The sequence below is a fragment of the Lachnoclostridium sp. An118 genome (genome assembly GCF_002160985.1).
In the GTDB taxonomy this organism is placed as follows: Bacteria; Bacillota; Clostridia; order Lachnospirales; family Lachnospiraceae; genus Claveliimonas; species Claveliimonas stercoravium.
In genome coordinates, this window is the sequence record NZ_NFLQ01000013.1 from 1 (window position 1) to 19,856 (window position 19,856).

Consider the following 19,856-nt stretch of genomic DNA (forward strand, 5'->3'; position numbering starts at 1 on the left):
TGGCGATAGACATTATACCAGAAAAGGGAGGTCAATGCTCTTTTTATTGAAGATTTCCCTAAAAATCAAGGTTTCTATAGAATTTAGATACAAAAAAACAGGTAGTATTTGACACTACCCAGCATGCGGAGGAGATAAAGGAATGATTTGTGAGAATGTACTTGAGGCTACCGGCAACACGCCTCTGATCCGGCTGAACCACATGACCGGACCGGAGGATGCCCAGATACTCGTGAAATTTGAGGCTATGAACGCGGGAGGATCCATCAAGACAAGGACCGCCCTTAACATGATAGAGGCGGCGGAGAAGAAGGGGATGATTCGGCCGGGGAAGACTACCATCGTGGAACCCACCAGCGGCAACCAGGGCATCGGTCTCGCCCTCATCGGTGCGGTCAAGGGGTACAGGACTGTCATCATCATGCCCGACTCGGTGAGCGAGGAGCGGCGAAAGCTGGTAAGGCACTACGGTGCGGAGGTGAAGCTGATCCACGATGCGGGAAATATCGGGAAATGTATCGACGAGTGTCTGGAGACCGCCATGAGGATGGCGGCGGAGGACCCGGACGTGTATGTGCCCCAGCAGTTTGAAAACGAGGCCAACAGCCAGGCCCAGAAGGAGAAGACAGGCCGTGAGATCCTGGAGCAGGCGGACGTACCCATCGACGGGTTCTGCTCCGGCATCGGCACGGGAGGCACTATCACAGGCGTGGGGGAGGCCCTGAAGGAGGCCAATCCGGACGTGGAGATTTGGGCGGCAGAGCCGGAGCATGCCGCCATCCTCTCGGGAAAAGAGGTGGGAACTCATATCCAGATGGGGATCGGGGGCGGCGTCATCCCGGCCATCCTGAACCAGGAGATATACAGCCATATTGAAATAGTGACAGACGAGGAGGCGCTGGAGACAGCCAGGGAGCTGGCCTCAAAGGAGGGCCTTATGTGCGGTATTTCCAGCGGCACCAATGTGGCTGTGGCGAAGCGCATGGCCAGAAAGCTGGGAAAGGGAAAGACCGTGGTGACGATCCTGGCGGACACGGCCGAGAGGTATTTCTCCACGCCTCTTTTTGAGGGGCAGTAGAGATGCTGCGGACACTGCTTTCGTATTTCAGGCCCCACATAGGCATCTTCCTGCTGGATATGTCCTGCGCCGTCCTGGTGGCGGCGGTGGACCTTGCCTTTCCCCTGGTGTCCAGGCATGCCATGTACGAGATGCTGCCGGATAAGCTGTACGGCACCTTTTTTACAGTCATGGCCATCGTGGCGGTCAGCTATGTGCTGCGGTCAGTCTGCAACTACATCATGACCTACTGGGGGCACACTTTCGGCGTCCGGGTGGAGGCGGACATCCGGAGGGACCTGTTCCGCCATCTCCAGGACCTGGATTTTGAATTTTATGACACCAACCGGACGGGAAAGCTGATGAACCGGCTGACGGGAGACCTCTTTGAGATCACGGAGCTGGCTCACCACGGGCCGGAGGACCTGCTGATATCGGTCCTCACCATTGCGGGAGCCCTGGGAGTCATGTTCTCCATCGAGTGGCGGCTGGCCCTTGTGGTGGCGGTGATCATCCCGGTCTTTCTTGTGGTGGTCATGCTCTGCAGGCGGAGCATGTCGGATGCCTCCCTGCAGGTGAAGCAGAAGATGGCCTCCATCAATGCGGACATCGAGTCCTGCATCTCAGGCATCCGCACCTCAAAGGCCTTTGCCAACGAGGAGGTGGACCAGGCCCGGTTCGACCACTCCAACGATATGTTTAAATCTTCCAAGAGCGGCTACTATAAGGCGATGGGGAGGTTTAACGCCTCCCTGGAGTTTTTCATGTGCATCATGCCCGTGGCGGTGATCACCTTCGGAGGATGGCTCATCATGCAGGGGCGTATGAACTACGTGGACCTCATTACCTTTAATCTGTATATCAGTACCTTCATCACTCCTGTCCGAAAGCTCTCCAACTTTGCCGAGATATTCACCAACGGAACGGCGGGGCTTAGGCGCTTCCGGGAGCTGATGGCCATTGAGCCCGCGGTGAAGGAAAGGGAGGGGGCTGCGGATCTCTCTGTGCGGGAGGGGCGGATCGATATGGACCATGTCAGCTTTTCCTACAACGATAACGGGGAAGTCCTGACTGACGTGGACCTTCACATAGAGCCCGGCCAGACAGTGGCCGTTGTGGGCCATTCCGGCGGGGGGAAGACGACTCTCTGCCAGCTTATCCCCCGGTTTTATGATGTGACAGGCGGCTCCATCCGGATCGACGGGACGGACATCCGGGATGTGAGAAAGAGGTCCCTTAGGGACAATATCGGCATGGTGCAGCAGGACGTGTTCATGTTTGCGGACACGGTGTACGAGAATATCCGCTACGGAAAACCGGATGCCTCCTACGAGGAGGTGGTCCGGGCCGCAAAGAAGGCGGAGATTTTTGATGATATCATGGAGATGCCGAAGGGCTTTGACACCTACATCGGAGAGCGGGGCACCATGCTCTCGGGCGGACAGAAGCAGAGGATCGCCATCGCCCGCATTTTCCTGAAGGACCCGAAGATCCTGATACTGGACGAGGCTACCTCCGCCCTGGACACGGTGACGGAGAGCTATATACAGAAGAGTTTTGATGGGCTCAGGGCTGGCAGGACGACTCTTATCATCGCCCACAGGCTCGCCACTGTGCGGGACGCAGACCGCATCATCCTGATCGATGAAGGAAGGATCCAGGAGAGCGGCACCCACGGGGAGCTCATAAAAAAAGACGGGCAGTACGCCCGTCTGTATCACACGCAGGAACTGAAATAAAGGCCCTGCGGTTTACAGGAGATTTTGCATGATGAGTGCGTAAATCTCCTGATTTTTTTTGCTCCAGTTGTTGGAGATGGTCTCCGCCTCGGCCTCCGAGGGGACGGTGAGGGTCAGGTCGATGAGAGGCTGGTTGTTTTCGATGACCTGGCAGCGGACCGTGAACTCCATGCCTGAGGCCGGGAAATAGTCGGATTTCACGGACACCTCATTTTTCAGCTCGTAGTGCTTTTCCTTCAGGAATCCGTCGATGTCCTTCTGGATGGCGTCGGAAATCTTGTTCCGGAAGAAGTGGATCGTCTCCTCGCCCTCCTCTGTCAGGTGGTAAAAGGTCCTGCTGTGGGTCGCCTCCTCCCGGATGAAGCCGGACTCGGCCAGCTCGGAAAGAGCCTGCTGGAGCTTGAAGTAGGTAGTGTAGCCCTTGTCCAGGATAAAGCCGGAGATCTGGGCATTTGTCAGCGGGAAATCCACCTTGTCCAGCATGTACAGTATGATCAGCTTGTAGAGTGTAAATGGTTCAGACATGTATATAACTCCTTCCCTGCCAGATTTCCTGGCGTTTCAGATAGGCGTGGAACTGGTTCAGCACATACCGCTTGCTCCCGGTCCACAGGGGAGCGATAAGAAGCTCCTTCGGCCCGTCACCTGTGAGCCTGTGGATGACGATATCGGGGCGCAGCAGGCTCACACAGTTTCCGAGCACCCGGAAATAATCCTCCATCCGGGGGATGTAAAAGGGGTGCGCCGCATAGTAGTCAGCCAGGTCTGTCCCTTTTAAAATATGCAAAAGCTGCAGCTTTATGCCCTGGATGTCCATCCGGTCCAGCCGGGAGATGGTCCGGTACATATCCTCCTCCGTCTCTCCCGGGAGAAAGAGGATCACATGGACGATCACGTCCAGACCCATGGCCCGCAGATTCCGGACGGCCTGCCCGAACACGGGGAATGGGTATCCCCTGCGGATGAGAGCAGCGGTCCTCTCGTGGACCGTCTGAAGACCCAGCTCCACCCAGACCGGTCTGATACGGTTTACCTCCCCGAGGAGCTCCAGGACTTCCGGGCCCAGGCAGTCGGGCCTGGTGGCGATGGAGAGGGCCCGGATATCCGGGTGTGAGGCTGCCTCCAGGAAGAGCCGGCGCAGCCTGGGCAGGGGACCGTAGGTGTTTGTGTAGGCCTGGAAGTAGGCGATGTAGCCGTTTCCCTTAAATTTTGCGGCGGACTGCCGCTTTCCGGCCTCGATCTGCTCTGTGATGGACAGGCGCCTGTCCGAGGCGAAATCCCCGGAGCCGCCCTGGCTGCAGAAGATGCAGCCCCGCTCCCCCAGAGTGCCGTCCCGGTTGGGACAGGTGAGGCCTGCGTCCAGGGAAATCCTGTAGAGCTTTTCGCCGAAGGTGTGCCGGAGGTGGTAGTCCAGGCTGTGGTAGGGCCGTCCGTTCCAGTATACGGGCTTTTCTGCCGGAGACTCTGTCAGGCCTTCCACTAGATCAGTTCCTTTACAGCCCTGCTCACCACGTCCGCCACGCGGGGATCAAAGGCCTCGGGGAGGATGTTCTCCTCGTTCAGCTCCTCCTCAGGCACCAGGCCTGCGATGGCGTGGGCGGCGGCAAGCTTCATCTCCTCCGTGATCTGTGTGGCCCGCCCCTCCAGGGCCCCCCTGAAGATGCCGGGGAAGGCGACCACGTTGTTGACCTGGTTGGGAAAGTCGGAGCGGCCTGTGCCCACGACCCTTGCGCCGGCCTCCCTTGCAAGGTCCGGCATGATCTCCGGGACCGGGTTTGCCATGGCAAAGAGGATGGAATCCCTGTTCATGGAGGACACCATCTCCTTTGTCACAATGCCGGGTGCGGACACGCCCACAAAGATGTCAGCTCCTTTCAGAGCGTCTGCCAGCGTGCCGGTCTTCTTCTCCAGGTTGGTGACCTTTGCCATCTCCCGCTGCATCCAGTTGAGATTTTCCGAGTGTTCCCCGATGATGCCGTTAATATCGCACATGGTCACATGGGGGAACCCGTAGGTGAGGAGCAGCTTTGTGATGGCCACGCCGGCGCTTCCGGCCCCGTTCACGACCACCTGCACGTCCTCCTTTTTCTTTCCCGTCACCTTCATGGCGTTGATGATGCCCGCCAGCACCACGATGGCCGTGCCGTGCTGGTCATCGTGGAACACCGGGATGTCCAGGAGCTCCTTTAGGCGGGACTCAATCTCAAAGCAGCGGGGGGCGCTGATGTCCTCTAGGTTGATGCCGCCGAAGGCGGGGGCGATGTTGACCACGGTCCGGATGATCTCCTCCGTGTCCTGGGTGTCCAGACAGATGGGCACCGCGTTGACGCCTCCGAACTCCTTGAAGAGGACCGCTTTCCCCTCCATGACGGGCATGGCGGCCAGGGCGCCGATGTTACCAAGGCCAAGGACCGCGCTGCCGTCGGACACCACGGCCACAGTGTTGGCCTTCATGGTGTAGGCGTAGGCGGCCTCCTTGTCTTTCGCGATCACCTTGCATGGCTCCGCCACGCCGGGGGTGTAGGCGATAGACAGATCCTCCCGGGAGCTTACGTGTGACTTGGCTGTCGTCTCCAGCTTTCCGTTCCATTTTCTGTGCATTTCAAGGGCTTTTTCCTGTAATGTCATATGATCTCCACCTTCTTCTGTTCGTCTTTTATACCGCTTATAATCATAACATCCATTCAATTGCGGTGCAATAAAAATCATTTCGTGAAATTGGGGGTTTAAAAATCAGGAAAGGTATTGTATAATAAGCCTATATTTCCGTTCGGTCATGTCAGACTAACAATCCCGAAAACATAAAGATAAGCAGACAGTGAAAGAAAGGATTAGTTTATATGCGAGAAAAATATGAGTCTCTTTCCCTTGCCACGCTGAAGGACCTTGCCAAGGCAAGAGGATTGAAGGGTGTCTCCGGTCTCAAAAAGGCGGAGCTTATTGAGCGTATGCTTGAGGAAGATGAAAAGGATAAGCAGAAAGAGGAAAAGGCGGAGAAGGCGGCGGAAAAGCCTGCGGAGAGCAGGAGCGCCTCCCGGGGGGACAGGCATGAGAGGTCTGACCAGCACCGGCAGGAGAATCACCGCAAAGCTGTGAACAATAACAATATAAATACAAACCATTCCAATATGAGCCAGGTGAAGCTGACGGAGGATAATGTAAAAGAGCTGTCGGCCAACACAGGGGACAGGGAGCTCCATGACATAGACCGCCTGGACAGTGGCATTACGGCCCACGGTATCCTGGAGGTCATGCCTGACGGATACGGATTTATCCGGTGCGAGAATTATCTGCCCGGAGACAACGACGTGTACGTCTCACCCTCCCAGATCCGGAGGTTTAATCTGAAGACAGGAGATATCCTGGAGGGCAACACAAGGATAAAAACCCAGCAGGAGAAGTTCAGCGCCCTTTTGTACCTGTCGAAGATCAATGATATCCATCCCGCCGTGGCTGCAAGAAGACCCAATTTCGAGGACCTGACTCCAATTTTCCCCAATGAGAGGCTGTCGCTGGAGAGCGGCAGGAGCAGCACGGCCATGCGCATCATGGACCTGCTCTCGCCCATCGGAAAAGGACAGAGGGGCATGATCGTGTCTCCGCCCAAGGCAGGAAAGACCACGCTCCTTAAGGAGGTGGCTCTCTCAGTGAAGAGGAACAATCCGGAGATCCATCTCCTCATCCTCCTCATCGACGAGCGCCCCGAGGAGGTGACGGACATCAAGGAGACCATTGAGGGAAAAAATGTAGAGGTCATCTACTCCACCTTTGACGAGCTGCCGGACCATCACAAGCGGGTGTCCGAGATGGTCATAGAGAGGGCCAAGAGGCTTGTGGAGCACGGCAAGGATGTGATGATCCTTCTGGACAGCATCACCAGGCTGGCCAGAGCCTACAACCTCATCGTTCCGCCGTCAGGACGCACTCTCTCCGGCGGTCTGGACCCGGCGGCCCTCCACATGCCCAAGCGGTTCTTCGGCGCGGCCAGGAATATACGGGAGGGCGGCAGCCTGACCATTCTGGCCACAGCCCTGGTGGACACGGGGAGCAAGATGGACGACGTCATCTATGAGGAGTTCAAGGGGACAGGAAATATGGAGCTTGTGCTGGACAGAAAGCTTTCCGAGAGGAGAATGTTCCCGGCCATCGATATTCCCCAGTCTGGTACAAGGCGGGAGGATCTTCTCCTTTCCAGGGAAGAGCAGGAGGCCGTCAATTCCATGCGCCGGGCGCTCAACGGCATGAGAGCCGAGGAGGCTGTGGACAACATCCTCAATATGTTCGCCCGTACCAGGTCCAACAGGGAGCTTGTGCAGGTTGTAAAAAAGACAAAATTAATCTAGACAAGAGTGGAGTTTTGTGATACAATTACAGAGCTGTTTAGAAAACGAATAAGATTATCGCGCTCTGGCGCGAGAGAATAAAGAAGAGGTGAAAGGCAATGAAAGAAGGAATACATCCAGCTTACTATCAGGCAACTGTAACATGCAACTGTGGAAACACATTTGTGACTGGTTCTACAAAAGAAGATATCCACGTAGAAATCTGCTCCAAGTGCCATCCGTTCTACACAGGACAGCAGAAAGCCGCTCAGGCTCGCGGACGTGTAGATAAGTTCAACAAGAAATACGGCCTGGACAAATAAGATGACAGTGAATGGGTTGAGATTTTACGATCTCAACCCTTTTTCATAGCGGGAATTAAGGAGGACATCGATGAAATCTTCGAATATAGGCGGTCAGGCAGTCCTGGAAGGGATCATGATGAAGCACAAAGAGGAGTATGCTGTGGCGGTGAGAAGGCCGGACGGCCAGATAGAGGTGAGCCGGGACCGCTACACGGGGATTGCCGGGAGAGTGGGCGCTCTGTCAAGGATCCCCTTAGTCAGGGGCATCTTCAACTTTATCGATTCCCTCGTGCTCGGCATGAAGACCCTTACCTGGTCGGCCAGCTTTTACGAGGACGAGGAGGAGAAAAAGGAGCTGTCAAGGGAGGAGGAAGAGGACAGGGAGAGGAAGGAGAAGTGGCTGATGCGGGGCGTGATGGCCTTTTCCGTCGTGCTGGCAGTGGGCATCTTCATGATACTGCCCTACTTCCTGTCCGGGCTTCTGGAGCCTCTGGTCGCCTCCTATCACGTGCGGACCGTGATCGAGGGCTTTGTGCGCATTGGCATCTTTATCGTGTATATCCTGCTCATCTCGAGGACGGAGGATATCCAGCGCACCTTCATGTATCACGGGGCGGAGCACAAGTGTATCAACTGCATTGAGCACGGCCTTCCCCTGACTGTGGAGAACGTGCGGGCCAGCTCCAGACAGCACAAGCGGTGCGGCACCAGCTTTCTCTTCTTTGTCCTGCTGATCAGCATCGTGCTGCTGCTCCTCGTCCAGGTGGAGTCCCCGGTTATGCGGGTAGTGGTGCGTATCGCCCTTCTGCCGGTCATCGCGGGGATATCCTACGAGGTGCTCAAAGCTGCGGGAAATTCAGACAATCCGGTCATCAATCTGCTCAGTATGCCGGGACTTGGCATACAGAGGCTGACAACGAAGGAGCCGGATGACAGCATGATCGAGGTGGCCATCCAGGCAGTGGAGGCTGTCTTTGACTGGAGGAAATATGAGAGAGAAAACTTTGGCACAGAGAGGGCAGCTTAGTGCCCTGGTAAGAGAGGCGGCGGAAAGACTGTCCCGGTGCGGGATAGAGGAGGCGGCCCTGGACGCCAGACTCCTCCTGGAATATGCCGCCGGGATCACGGCTCAGGACTATATGCTGGACCCCTTCCGGGAGCTTACGGAGGAGAAGGTCCTGGCTTACAGGGAGGCTGTGGAGAAACGGGCCGCCAGGATCCCCCTTCAGCACATCACGGGAGTGCAGGAGTTTATGGGATACCCTTTTAAGGTCAATGAGCATGTGCTGATCCCCAGACAGGATACAGAGACAGTGGTGGAGTGCGCTCTGGAGAAGCTGGAGCGGGGAATGGAGGTGCTGGACCTCTGCACCGGCTCCGGGTGCATCGCCGCCAGTCTCTATTTAATAGGAAGGAAACAGGGGAAGATCTCTCCGGAGAGCCGCTTCGACGCGGCGGACATATCGGAGGAGGCCCTTGAGACGGCGAGGGAGAACTGTCAGGCTCTGGGGGCGCAGGTCCGCCTGATACACAGCGACCTTTTTGAGAGCGCCGGAGGGCCCTACGACATGATCGTGTCCAACCCGCCCTATATCCGGAGGGACGTCATAGAGGAACTGCAGGAGGAAGTGCGGTTCCACGACCCCTACATCGCCCTGGACGGCCACGAGGACGGCCTTTACTTTTACCGCAGGATCGCTGCCGGGGCGGGAAGCCATCTGAAAAGGGGCGGATGGCTCATCCTGGAGACCGGTCATGACCAGAGGGAAGACGTTTCCCGTCTCCTTGAGGCGGCCGGCTTTGCCTGTGTCCAGGGGAAAAAGGACCTTGCCGGACTTGACCGTGTTGTCATGGGCATGTACAATAAATAGAGTGTAAATGAATGCAGGAGGAAAGAACATGTTTGATAAATTGGACGATCTGCTCGTGCGCTATGAGGAAATCATGAACGAGCTCTCGGAGCCGGGCGTGGCGGACAACCAGGACCGCTTCCGGAAGCTGATGAAGGAGCAGAATGACCTGGCCCCCATCGTGGAGGCATATAAAGAGTACAAGGCAAACAACCAGGCCATCGAGGACAGTCTGGTGATGCTGGAGGAGGAGACGGACGAGGAGATGAAGGAGCTGGCCAAGGAGGAGCTGAATGAGTCCAAGGCCAGGGTGGAGGAGCTGGAGCAGAAGCTGAAGATACTCCTTCTCCCCAAAGACCCCAACGATGACAAGAACGTGATCGTGGAGATACGCGCGGGAGCCGGCGGCGATGAAGCCGCCCTCTTCGCGGCGGAGGTCTACCGCATGTACGTCCACTATGCGGAGGGACGCAGGTGGAGGACAGAGCTGATATCTGTCAATGAGAACGGTATCGGCGGCTTCAAGGAGGTGGTCTTCATGATCACCGGGCAGGGGGCTTACTCCCGGCTGAAGTACGAGAGCGGTGTCCACCGGGTGCAGAGGGTGCCGGAGACAGAGAGCGGCGGGCGCATCCACACGTCTACCATCACAGTGGCCATCATGCCCGAGGCAGAGGAGGTGGACGTGGTCATCGATGAGAAGGATATCCGCATCGATGTCATGAGAGCCTCCGGAAACGGCGGACAGTGCGTCAATACTACAGACTCGGCCGTTCGTCTGACCCACTACCCCACAGGTATCGTGATCTACAGCCAGACAGAGAAGTCCCAGCTCCAGAACAAGGAGAAGGCCTTTCGGCTCCTGCGCTCCAAGCTCTATGACCTGGAGATGGAGAAGCAGCAGGCGTCCCAGGCGGAGGCCCGCCGCAGCCAGATCGGCACGGGGGACCGGTCTGAGAAGATACGGACCTACAACTTCCCCCAGGGCCGTGTGACAGACCACCGGATCAAGCTCACGCTCCACAAGCTGGACAGCGTCATGAACGGAGACCTGGACGAGATAATCGACAGCCTGATCGCGGCGGACCAGGCGGCCAAGCTTGCGAATATGAATGAAGAATAGGCGGATTTGAGGAGGATAAGGACTGATATTGTATGTTGGAATATGATTTTAAGAGACCGCAGCTGGAGGACAAGGAAGTGATCTCACACTATTTTAAGCACCACACCAGTCGCAGCTGTGAGAGGACCTTTGTGAATGTTTTTCTCTGGGCGAGATTCTACAATGTGACCTTTGCCATTATAGAAGACACCCTCGTCTTCAAGAGCGAGGATGAGGACAGCTTTGCCTTCGCCTACCCGGCGGGAGAGGCGGGCAACGTAAGGAAAGCTCTGGACAGGCTGTATGAGTACAGCCAGGATAGGGGCGTGCCCTTCCGGCTGTACAATGTGACGCCGGACCACTTTGACCAGATAGAGGGCTGGTATCCGGGACGCTTCCAGATTGAGTACAACGAGGACATTGCGGACTATGTGTATGAGTCGGAGAAGCTGTGCACTCTGGCGGGCAAGAAGCTTCACGGCAAGAGGAACCACATCAACAAGTTCAAGTCCCTCTACGAGGGGCGGTGGAGCTATGAGACCATGTCAGACGACAATCTGGAGGAGTGCTTCCAGATGGCGCTGAAGTGGAGGAACCAGAACGGCTGTGACGACGACCCGGAGAAGAACTCTGAGATGTGCGTCACTTTGAATTCCCTGCGGCTTTTCAGGGAGCTGGAGCTGACAGGGGGTATCCTCAGGGTGGATGGCCGGATCGTGGCATTCACCATCGGGGAGCCGGTCTGTTCGGACACCTTTGTGGTGCACATCGAGAAGGCCTTCCCGGATGTGCAGGGCGCATACACCATGATCAATCAGCAGTTTGTGGAGCACGAGTGCATGGATTACAGGTATGTCAACCGTGAAGAAGACACGGGGGACGAGGGGCTTCGCAAGGCAAAGCGCTCCTATCGGCCTGTGTTCATGGTGGAAAAGGGCGTTGTGACAGAAAAAAAATAGGGACGGCGCCGCCGGGGAGGCGGACGCTGCCTGTGCAGGATAAGGAGGAAAAAGAAATGATCGCAGATAAGATGAAGGGAATGGTGGCCAACAGCTCGGCTATCCGCGCCATGTTCGAGGAGGGCACAAGGATGGCAGAGCTGTATGGTGCGGAGAACGTGTATGATTTCAGCCTGGGCAACCCCAATGTGCCGGCTCCCGCCTCTGTGAAGAGGGCGATTATCGAGCTCCTGGACGAGGAGGACCCGGTGGTGCTCCACGGCTACACCAACAGCAACAGCGGATACGCTGATGTGAGGCAGACAGTGGCAGACTCTCTGAACCGGCGCTTCGGCACCTCCTTTGAGGGCAAAAACATCATCATGACCGTGGGTGCAGCGGGCGGACTCAACGTGATATTAAAGACCCTTCTGAACCCGGGGGATGAGGTCATCACCTTTGCCCCCTACTTCGGGGAGTACCGTTCCTACGTAAACAATTATGACGGCGTTCTCGTGGAGGTGTCCCCTGACACGGCCACCTTCCAGCCCAGGCTCACAGAGTTCGAGGCAAAGATCACTCCGAGGACCAGGGCGGTCATTGTCAACACGCCCAACAATCCCACCGGCGTTGTGTACTCCGAGGACACCATTAAAAGACTGGCGGCCATCATGGATGCTAAGCAGAGGGAGTACGGTACGGACATATACCTCATTTCCGACGAGCCCTACCGGGAGCTGGTGTACGATGGAGTGGAGGTTCCCTATCTGACGAAATACTACGACAACACCATTGTCGGCTACTCCTACAGCAAGTCCCTGTCCCTGCCGGGAGAGCGGATCGGTTACCTGGTCATCCCGGATGAGGCGGCGGACAGTGAGACTGTGCTCTTGGCGGCCAATGTGGCCACCCGCATCCTCGGCTTTGTGAACGCGCCCACTCTTCAGCAGAAGGTGGTGGCAAAGTGCATTGACGAGGAGACGGACATCTCCTTCTACGACCGGAACCGGGAGACTCTCTACAATGGCCTGAAGGAGTGCGGCTTTACGTGCATCAAGCCGGAGGGAGCCTTCTATCTCTTTGTGAAGTCTCCGGTGGAGGACGAGAAGGCTTTCTGCGCGGCAGCCAAAAAGTACCACATCCTCATGGTGCCGGGAAGCTCCTTTGCCTGCCCGGGCTATGTGCGGCTTGCCTACTGCGTGGCACATGAGACTATCGTGAATTCGCTTCCCAAATTCAGGGAGCTGGCTAAGGAGTATTTCTAGAGAGGGACTATAGAACATATGGAAGCATTTGAGAAAAATATACGGAAGGTGGAACCCTATGTGCCGGGAGAGCAGCCCCGGCAGAGGGTGGTCAAGTTAAATACAAATGAAAATCCCTATCCCCCGGCACCGGGAGTGGAGCGGGCTCTGCGGGAGCTTGACACGGCGGATTTCCGCCTGTATCCGGACCCGGCCTGCAGTGTGCTGGTGGATGCCATTGCGGATCACTACAAGGTGGGAAGAGACCAGGTGTTCGTGGGAGTGGGCTCCGACGATGTCCTCTCTCTGTGCTTCCTCACCTTTTTTAACTCAGATAAACCGATCCTCTTCCCGGATATCACCTACTCCTTCTACAAGGTGTGGGCCCGGCTGTACCGCATCCCCTACGAGTGCAAAAAGGTGGATGAGGACTTCCGGATCGTCAGGGAGGACTACTACGGAGAGAACGGCGGCGTCATCTTCCCCAATCCCAACGCACCCACAGCCCTCTACGAGAGCCTGGAGCTTGTGGAGGATATCCTCCGCCACAACCGGGACGTGATCGTCATTGTAGACGAGGCCTACATCGACTATGCAGGGCCGTCGGCTATAGAGCTTATAGACAGATACGACAACCTGGTAGTGACACAGACCTTTTCCAAATCCCGGTCCATGGCGGGCATGCGCATCGGATACGCCATCGCCAGCCCGAAGCTGATCCGGTATCTGAACGATGTAAAGTACTCCTTCAATTCCTACACCCTGAACCGGGCCTCCCTTGTGTGCGGCGCCGAGGCGGTGAAGGACCGGGCGTATTTTGAGGAGACAGTGGAGAAGATAAAGGCAACACGGGAGCGGGCCGGGGAGAGGCTTGCCCGGCTTGGCTTTTCTTTCCCGGAGTCCAGCGCCAATTTCCTCTTTGCCACCCATCCGGACTATGACGCCAGGGAGATATTTGAGGCGCTTAAGGAGAAGGGGATCTACGTGCGCTGGTGGGACAGCGCCAGGATCCGCCAGTACGTGCGCATCACAGTGGGGACGGATGAGGAGATGGAGAAGCTCTTCGCCGCCCTGGAGGCTTTTATGGCAGGAAGAAAGGCAGTGTAGGGACAGCGCATCCGGAGGCATCTGACCATGGAATACTCTCACGAGATCATAAGACCCAACGAGGACATACCTTTCAAGCTGTTTGTCTTCGAGGGGAAGGATGGAAATTATATAAGGCAGAAGCACTGGCATCGGTCCATAGAGATATTCGCCCTCTTTGAAGGAGAGCTGACCTTCTTCATCAACGAGGAGGAATATCCCTTAAGGCCCGGTGAGTTTATGCTGGTCAATTCCAATGAGGTACATTCTGTATTCTCGCCAAGGGCAAACCAGACCATCGTGCTGCAGATACCGCTCTCTACGTTTGAAAATTACTATACTGACGAGCGGTTTATTTATTTTTCGCGCAGCTCCCGGCTCCAGGATGACGAGGTGATGAAGCTCATCAAAGACATGTACCGGACCTATCAGTCGAGGCAATGCGGGTATGAGCTGAAGGTCCAGAGCCAGTTTTATATGCTGACCTATATACTGGTGACAAAATACAGGGAGACAGAGGTGAGCCAGGAGGTGGTGCGCCTGGGGAAAAAGCTGAACCGCCTGTCTGCCATCACGGATTACATGAAGAAAAATTATAACAAGGAACTCTCCCTGGAGACGCTGGCAAAGACCTTCGGGTACTCGCCCACCTACCTGTCCAGGATGTTCCGCAAGTACGCGCAGACGAACTACAAGGCCTACCTGGACGGTATCCGTCTGGAGCACGGCCTGGAGCAGCTGGAGCGGACAGAGCGCTCTATAGGGGATATCGCGGTACAGTGCGGCTTCCCTAACAGCAAGGCCTTTGCCAGGGCTTTCAGGGAGAAGTACGGCATGCTGCCGAGCAGGTTCCGAAAAGGGGATTGATGAGGCATGAAGCGTTTTATAGACAACAACCGGTTTATGTATGTGGTCATGGCGGCCACGGTCCTTCTTGTCCTGAGCATTATGCTCGGGTTCAGTATGTTGCTGGACCAGGACAGGGACGGAGAGACCGACGGCGGGGAGGAAGGCAGCTATTCCTACCATGTGGCGATGGTCAGCGGGGACCCGTCAGACGTGTTCTGGGAGTCTCTGTACGGGGAGGCCAGGACCGCCGGAGCCGGGGCGGGCATCTATGTGGAAGATTTCGGCGCCCTGCTGAACGGGGACTATACGTCGGAGGAGCTGATGCGCATGGCCATTGACTCCAGGGTGGATGGGATCGTCATCGAGGCGGACGACTCGGAGGATATAGAAGAAATGATCGCTCAGGCTGAGAAGGAGGGCATCCCCGTTGTCACGCTGATGGAGGACATGCCGGAGAGTGGGCGGGTCAGCTATGTGGGGGCAAACGACTACACGCTTGGGGAGATGTACGGCAGGGAAGTGCTCAAAGCGGTGGAGGGTGACAGCGCAAGAGCGGCTGTGCTGGTCCCGGTGAACGAGGAGGAGAGATCCCCCAGTTTTATCTACACGGGGGTCAGTGAGGCCATCGCCCGGGCCTCTGCGGATATCTCTGTGTCCACGGTGCGGACTGGTGAAGACAGGGAATTTGTATCAGAGGAGAGGGTGCGGGGACTCCTCCTGGACGAGGAGGACCGCCCGGACGTCCTGGTCTGTCTGAGTGTGGTGGACACGATCAGCGCCTACCAGTGTGTCAGAGACTATAATCTGGTGGGAAAGGTGAAGATCATCGGCTATTATTCCTCGCCGGAGATACTGGAGGGCATACAGAAGGGGATCATCCAGTCCACCGTCATGGTGGATGCGAAGGAGGCGGGCCGGCTTTCCATGGAGGCCATGGAGGAATATCTGTCCCAGCGGTATACAAGCGAGTATTTTCCGGTGTCCGTGGAGCTGATCAATGAAGAAAACGTGCAGGATTTTATCCAGGAAGAAAGCGGGGAGTAAGAGATGGAAGAGACCCAGTCAAAATCCATACGGGTGAAGCTTGTTGAGATATTTGTCATTGTGTCGGTCACCGTCTTTGTCATTGTTATCTTTATCTACTACAATCTGAACAGGACCATACGGGAGATGGATACGGTCTACAACAGCAATATCCAGTTCAACGACCTGTCAGCCAACGTCAGCGATGTCCAGGATTCCCTCTACCAGTATCTGAACACGAAGAGCTCGGATTCCCTGGAGGACTACTACCGCTACAGCCAGGACTATCAGGAGCTCCTGGACGGCCTGAACCAGGAGATCAGCAGTGACCCGGTGAAGCTGGCGGAGAAGAACATTTACTCCCTCTCCCAGACCTATCTGGAGAAGGCGGACGAGGCGGTGGAGAGAAAGCGGGGAAGAGACGCCGCGGGCGTCCGGGAGGCCTACCAGGAGACAGAAGAGATCTACGGCTTTATCCAGGCCAACATCAACAGCATCAACATCTCCACCTTTGCGAGCAATGCCAAGAGCTACTCCACGCTCCGGGTGATACTGAGCTACACAACGGGGTTCAGCATCTGTGTCCTCTTCGCCGTCATGGCCATCGCGGTGGGCTGGATCATCATGATGACCAGGAGCATCACCAGGCCCCTCATCGAGCTGGCGGGTGTGGCCACAGAGATTGCTCAGGGAAATATGGCGGTGGATTTTCCCATCGTGGAGACGGGGGATGAGGTGAGCGCTGTGGCAAAGGCCTGCAACAAGATGATCGGCAGCATCCGCAATTATATAGAAGAGACAAAGAAAAATTATGAGAGGGAGAATGAACTTGTGGCCAATGAGCTGCGCATGAAAAACGACCTGAAGGAGGCCCAGCTCAAATATCTGCAGGCCCAGATCAACCCCCATTTTCTTTTCAACAGCCTGAATGCCGGCGCCCAGCTTGCCATGATGGAGGGGGCGGAGAAGGCCTGCATGTTTATCCAGAATATGGCGGACTTCTTCCGCTACAATGTCCGGAAGATGGAGAGGGATGTGTCCCTGCGGGAGGAGCTGCAGCTGGTGGACAGCTATATCTATATCCTGAACGTGAGGTTTGCGGGAGACATCCATTATATCAGACAGGTCGATGAGAGACTGCTGGACATTTCCACGCCCAGCATGATCCTGCAGCCTATCATTGAGAATGCTGTCAACCATGGCATCCGCGAGATGGAGGGGGAGGGGGTCATCCACCTGTCTGTCCATGGCGATGAGGATGTAGTCTGCATAGATATCACGGACAATGGAGTGGGGATCGACCCGGAGACGGCGGAGAAGGTCATGCGGGGTGAGAACGCTCACAGTATGAGCGGACGGGACTCGGAGGGGATCGGTCTGGACAATGTGATCAGCCGGCTGCGCAGCTATTACGGGCGGCAGCGTGTGCTGGAGATAAAGAGGAGAGAAGAGGGAGGCACGGCGGTGACGCTGTATATCCCAAGAGGCGGGAAGGAGAGAGAGGATGACGAGAATACTGATCTGTGACGATGAGGGAATTGTCAGGCAGTCCCTTCAGTATATGATAGAGAAGGCCTTCGGCGGGGAGTGCGAGCTGGAAGCCGCGCGAAACGGGAGGACTGCCATAGAGCTTGCGGAGAGCTTCCACCCGGACATCATTTTGATGGACATCCAGATGCCCGGCATAAACGGGATCGAGGCCATGCAGGAGATACGCAAGGAAGACAAGCATGTGGTCTTTATCGTGCTGACGGCCTACGACAAGTTTGAATATACTCAGAAATCCATAGATGTGGGTGTCCTCTCCTATCTGACGAAGCCTGTCAACCGGGACACGCTGACGGATACCATCAGGAAGGCCATGAAGCAGGTGCGGGAGCGCAGGGAGAAAGCGCGGAATGACCTGCGTGTCAAGGAGAAGCTGGAGGCCGTCGTGCCCATGATAGAGAGCGGCTTTGTGTACAGCGTCCTCATGGAGGGCGGCGGAAAGGAGGAGTACGCCGGATACAGAGACCTTCTCAACATAGAGGAGGACTACGGCTATGTCATGGTGATCGAGTGCGGGGATGAGCTCCGCAGGGGTGAGCTGACCAATACGGTTGGGGCCGGCATCAAGCTGCAGAAGCACTACATGGTCTTCAGGGAGACGGTGAAGGAGGCCACCGGCGGGATCGTGGGCGCTCTCATGGCCAACAAGGTCATTGTGCTCGTCCCCTGTCAGGGCGAGGAGGAGGAGTACAGCCAGCGGGTCATGAAGATAGAGAACGCCCGGGCTCTCCTGCGGAAGCTGGAGCAGCAGACAGAGCTGAAGTTCAAGGCAGGTATCGGCACAGTGAAGACCTGGAGTGAGATGGAGGGATCCTACCGTGAGGCCCTGGAGAGCGTGCACCAGACAGTGGGAAAAGTGACCCACGCCAATGACATCACCACAAGCTGCGGCTATGCGGACGATTATCCCGTGGAGCTGGAGAAGGAGCTTTTCGCAGCCGTGAAAAGCGGCGATATCGAAAACACCAGGATTTATGGGGAAAGGTACATGGACTGGATGCAGAGCTATGAGCCGGAGCTGAAGAGCGTGGTCCGGCTGAAGGCCATGGAGTTTGTCCTTTTTGCAGAGCATCTGGCCTATGTGCAGGGAGGACTGTCCGAGTACCGGTTCGAGGACAGGGAAGGCTACATGGAGCTCCTCCTCTCCTTTGGCTCCTACCAGGAGCTGCGGTACTGGTTCCTGAAAAAGCTGGACGAGAGTGTCTGCCACATTGCCAGGAAGCAGCAGACGAAGACGGACAGTGTCGTGGAGCAGGCAAAGCAGTATATCGCGGAGCATTTTAACAAGGAGCTGTCCCTGGAGGAGATGGCCAGAGAGGTGGGCATCAGTCCCTACTATCTGAGCAAGCTCTTTAAGGAGTCCGAGGGGACCGGCTACATAGAGTACACCACAAAGCTGCGGATGGATTACGCCAAGGAGCAGCTTGGGGCCACGGACAGGAGCATCAAGGAAATCTGTCACGATGCGGGCTACCAGGACCCCAACTACTTCAGCCGCATTTTTAAGAAGTGGACAGGAATGACACCGACAGAATACAGAGGAGGGGGATCGATATGATGAAAATAAAGAGATTTGCAGCCTCCGCTGCAGCACTTGCAGTCACGGCGGCGCTCCTTTTGACAGCCTGCGCGGACACCTCCCAGGAGACATCCCAGGAGCCGGATGGGGAGGCGGGGACAGAGGAGGATACGGGCATACGTATCGGCATCACCTTTGACACCTTTGTGCTGGAGAGGTGGACAAGAGACAGGGATGTGTTCGTGGACACGGCCCAGAAGCTGGGAGCCACGGTGGACGTGCAGACGGCCAACGGGGACGTGGAGAAGCAGAAGGAGCAGATACGCAAATTTACCGAGGAGAATATGGACGCCATCGTCATCGTGGCCACCGACTGCTACTCCCTGACGGAGGAGGTGGAGGACGCCCGCAACAAGGGGATCCAGGTCATCTCCTACGACAGGCTCATCCAGGGGGAGCAGACAGACCTGTACATCACAGTGGACAATGAGATGGTGGGGACCCTGATGGCCAGGAGCATCAAGGAAAATCTGCCGGAAGGCGGCAACGTGGTCATGATCTGCGGCCCGGAGGCTGATTCCAACAGCATGGATGTGATGAACGGCTTCGAGGCGGAGCTGGGAGAAGGGCCCTGGAAGATCGTCTACAAGAGCCATGTGAAATCCTGGACCCCGGAGAACGGCACCCAGGCCGTGGCGGACGCCTTCGCGGGTACGGAGGAGGAGATTGACGCGGTCATGTGCGGAAATGACGGGCTGGCGGGCTATGTGATACGGTCTCTGAGCGAGAGACAGCTCGCCGGCGAGGTCGTGGTGGTAGGACAGGATGCAGACCTGGAGGCCTGCCAGAGGATCGTGGAGGGCACGCAGAGCATGACTGTGTATAAGCCCATCAATGACCTGGCCAAGGAGGCTGCGGAGTGTACGGTAAAGCTGGCCAGAGGGGAACAGATCGTGGGCGACGTGCTGGAGGCCTCTGACGTGAAAGAGAATGAGGACGGGCAGGAGGTGCCCTACTACGGCCTGGAGCCGGTGGCTGTGACAGCCGCAAATATGGATGATGTCATCATCGCATCCGGGTTTCATTCCAGGGAAGAGGTCTACCTGAATGTGGAAAACTGACAAAAAAATATAGAAAATCCATGTGTCAATAGGATATTTTTGATAGGGGCGAGCGCAAAAAAGTGCTAGCCCCTTTTTCTGCGCCGCCATCTTCATAAATTTGTACAGACCTTTGCAAACATGTCCAGATGCCATCCTGTTATAGTATAACCA

18 protein-coding genes are annotated in these 19,856 nt (G+C 56.4%); 15 read left to right on the forward strand and 3 right to left on the reverse strand.

The window, feature by feature from the left end; genetic code table 11:
* The first annotated feature begins 142 nt into the window (after window positions 1-142).
* Together cysK and B5E62_RS11350 are read left to right on the forward strand one after the other, a co-directional pair.
* The gene (gene cysK, locus B5E62_RS11345) at window positions 143-1,078 is read left to right on the forward strand and encodes a cysteine synthase A (RefSeq protein ID WP_087174688.1); all 936 of its coding nucleotides are present in this window, start codon (window positions 143-145) and stop codon (window positions 1,076-1,078) included.
* A gap of 2 nt (window positions 1,079-1,080) precedes the next feature.
* Window positions 1,081-2,796 (forward strand): ABC transporter ATP-binding protein, encoded by a 1,716-nt coding sequence (locus tag B5E62_RS11350; protein ID WP_087174689.1) that lies wholly within the window; start codon window positions 1,081-1,083, stop codon window positions 2,794-2,796.
* A gap of 12 nt (window positions 2,797-2,808) precedes the next feature.
* Here the strand turns inward: B5E62_RS11350 and B5E62_RS11355 are convergent, their stop codons facing one another.
* The 3 genes from B5E62_RS11355 to B5E62_RS11365 are packed head-to-tail and all read right to left on the reverse strand — an operon-like array spanning window position 2,809 to window position 5,424.
* The gene (locus B5E62_RS11355) at window positions 2,809-3,321 is read right to left on the reverse strand and encodes a DUF4364 family protein (RefSeq protein ID WP_087174690.1); all 513 of its coding nucleotides are present in this window, start codon (window positions 3,319-3,321) and stop codon (window positions 2,809-2,811) included.
* Window positions 3,314-4,276 (reverse strand): TIGR01212 family radical SAM protein, encoded by a 963-nt coding sequence (locus tag B5E62_RS11360; protein ID WP_330398111.1) that lies wholly within the window; start codon window positions 4,274-4,276, stop codon window positions 3,314-3,316. The genes B5E62_RS11355 and B5E62_RS11360 overlap by 8 nt, the downstream gene beginning before the upstream one ends.
* A complete protein-coding gene (locus B5E62_RS11365; RefSeq protein WP_087174691.1) occupies window positions 4,276-5,424 on the reverse strand; it encodes an NAD(P)-dependent malic enzyme in 1,149 nt (382 codons plus the stop codon). Before B5E62_RS11365 ends, B5E62_RS11360 begins: the two co-directional genes overlap by 1 nt.
* A 212-nt stretch (window positions 5,425-5,636) precedes the next feature.
* Here B5E62_RS11365 and rho point away from each other — a divergent pair, with 212 nt between their 5' ends.
* The 13 genes from rho (at window position 5,637) to B5E62_RS11430 (ending at window position 19,703) form a co-directional block, all read left to right on the forward strand.
* A complete protein-coding gene (gene rho / locus B5E62_RS11370; RefSeq protein WP_087174692.1) occupies window positions 5,637-7,139 on the forward strand; it encodes a transcription termination factor Rho in 1,503 nt (500 codons plus the stop codon).
* A 98-nt stretch (window positions 7,140-7,237) separates the two neighbouring features.
* Window positions 7,238-7,441 carry a 50S ribosomal protein L31 gene (gene rpmE / locus B5E62_RS11375; RefSeq protein WP_033124288.1) on the forward strand — a complete coding sequence of 68 codons (204 nt, stop codon included), beginning with the start codon at window positions 7,238-7,240 and terminating at the stop codon, window positions 7,439-7,441.
* Between the two features lie 70 nt (window positions 7,442-7,511).
* Complete coding sequence (locus B5E62_RS11380; protein WP_087174693.1) at window positions 7,512-8,450, forward strand: DUF1385 domain-containing protein; 939 nt, start codon at window positions 7,512-7,514, stop codon at window positions 8,448-8,450.
* Window positions 8,413-9,294, forward strand: a complete 882-nt coding sequence (gene prmC / locus B5E62_RS11385) for a peptide chain release factor N(5)-glutamine methyltransferase (RefSeq protein WP_087174694.1) — start codon at window positions 8,413-8,415, stop codon at window positions 9,292-9,294. The genes B5E62_RS11380 and prmC overlap by 38 nt, the downstream gene beginning before the upstream one ends.
* 28 nt (window positions 9,295-9,322) lie before the next feature.
* Window positions 9,323-10,396 carry a peptide chain release factor 1 gene (gene prfA / locus B5E62_RS11390; protein WP_087174695.1) on the forward strand — a complete coding sequence of 358 codons (1,074 nt, stop codon included), beginning with the start codon at window positions 9,323-9,325 and terminating at the stop codon, window positions 10,394-10,396.
* Window positions 10,397-10,428: 32 nt separating this feature from the next.
* Window positions 10,429-11,334: a DUF2156 domain-containing protein gene (locus B5E62_RS11395; protein ID WP_087174696.1), complete on the forward strand. Its 906-nt coding sequence runs from the start codon at window positions 10,429-10,431 to the stop codon at window positions 11,332-11,334.
* Between the two features lie 56 nt (window positions 11,335-11,390).
* Entirely contained in the window at window positions 11,391-12,578 is a 1,188-nt protein-coding gene (locus tag B5E62_RS11400; RefSeq protein WP_087174697.1) for a pyridoxal phosphate-dependent aminotransferase, read from the forward strand.
* A gap of 18 nt (window positions 12,579-12,596) precedes the next feature.
* A complete protein-coding gene (gene hisC / locus B5E62_RS11405) occupies window positions 12,597-13,664 on the forward strand; it encodes a histidinol-phosphate transaminase (RefSeq protein ID WP_087174698.1) in 1,068 nt (355 codons plus the stop codon).
* A 27-nt stretch (window positions 13,665-13,691) separates the two neighbouring features.
* Entirely contained in the window at window positions 13,692-14,510 is an 819-nt protein-coding gene (locus tag B5E62_RS11410) for an AraC family transcriptional regulator (RefSeq protein ID WP_087174699.1), read from the forward strand.
* A 6-nt stretch (window positions 14,511-14,516) separates the two neighbouring features.
* Window positions 14,517-15,536, forward strand: coding sequence for a sugar ABC transporter substrate-binding protein (locus tag B5E62_RS11415; protein ID WP_087174700.1), 1,020 nt, complete (start codon window positions 14,517-14,519; stop codon window positions 15,534-15,536).
* Window positions 15,537-15,539: 3 nt separating this feature from the next.
* Window positions 15,540-17,042, forward strand: a complete 1,503-nt coding sequence (locus B5E62_RS11420) for a sensor histidine kinase (RefSeq protein ID WP_087174701.1) — start codon at window positions 15,540-15,542, stop codon at window positions 17,040-17,042.
* Window positions 17,020-18,621, forward strand: coding sequence for a response regulator (locus tag B5E62_RS11425; RefSeq protein WP_087174702.1), 1,602 nt, complete (start codon window positions 17,020-17,022; stop codon window positions 18,619-18,621). The genes B5E62_RS11420 and B5E62_RS11425 overlap by 23 nt, the downstream gene beginning before the upstream one ends.
* Window positions 18,618-19,703 carry a sugar ABC transporter substrate-binding protein gene (locus B5E62_RS11430; protein WP_087174703.1) on the forward strand — a complete coding sequence of 362 codons (1,086 nt, stop codon included), beginning with the start codon at window positions 18,618-18,620 and terminating at the stop codon, window positions 19,701-19,703. The genes B5E62_RS11425 and B5E62_RS11430 overlap by 4 nt, the downstream gene beginning before the upstream one ends.
* Window positions 19,704-19,856: the final 153 nt, after the last annotated feature.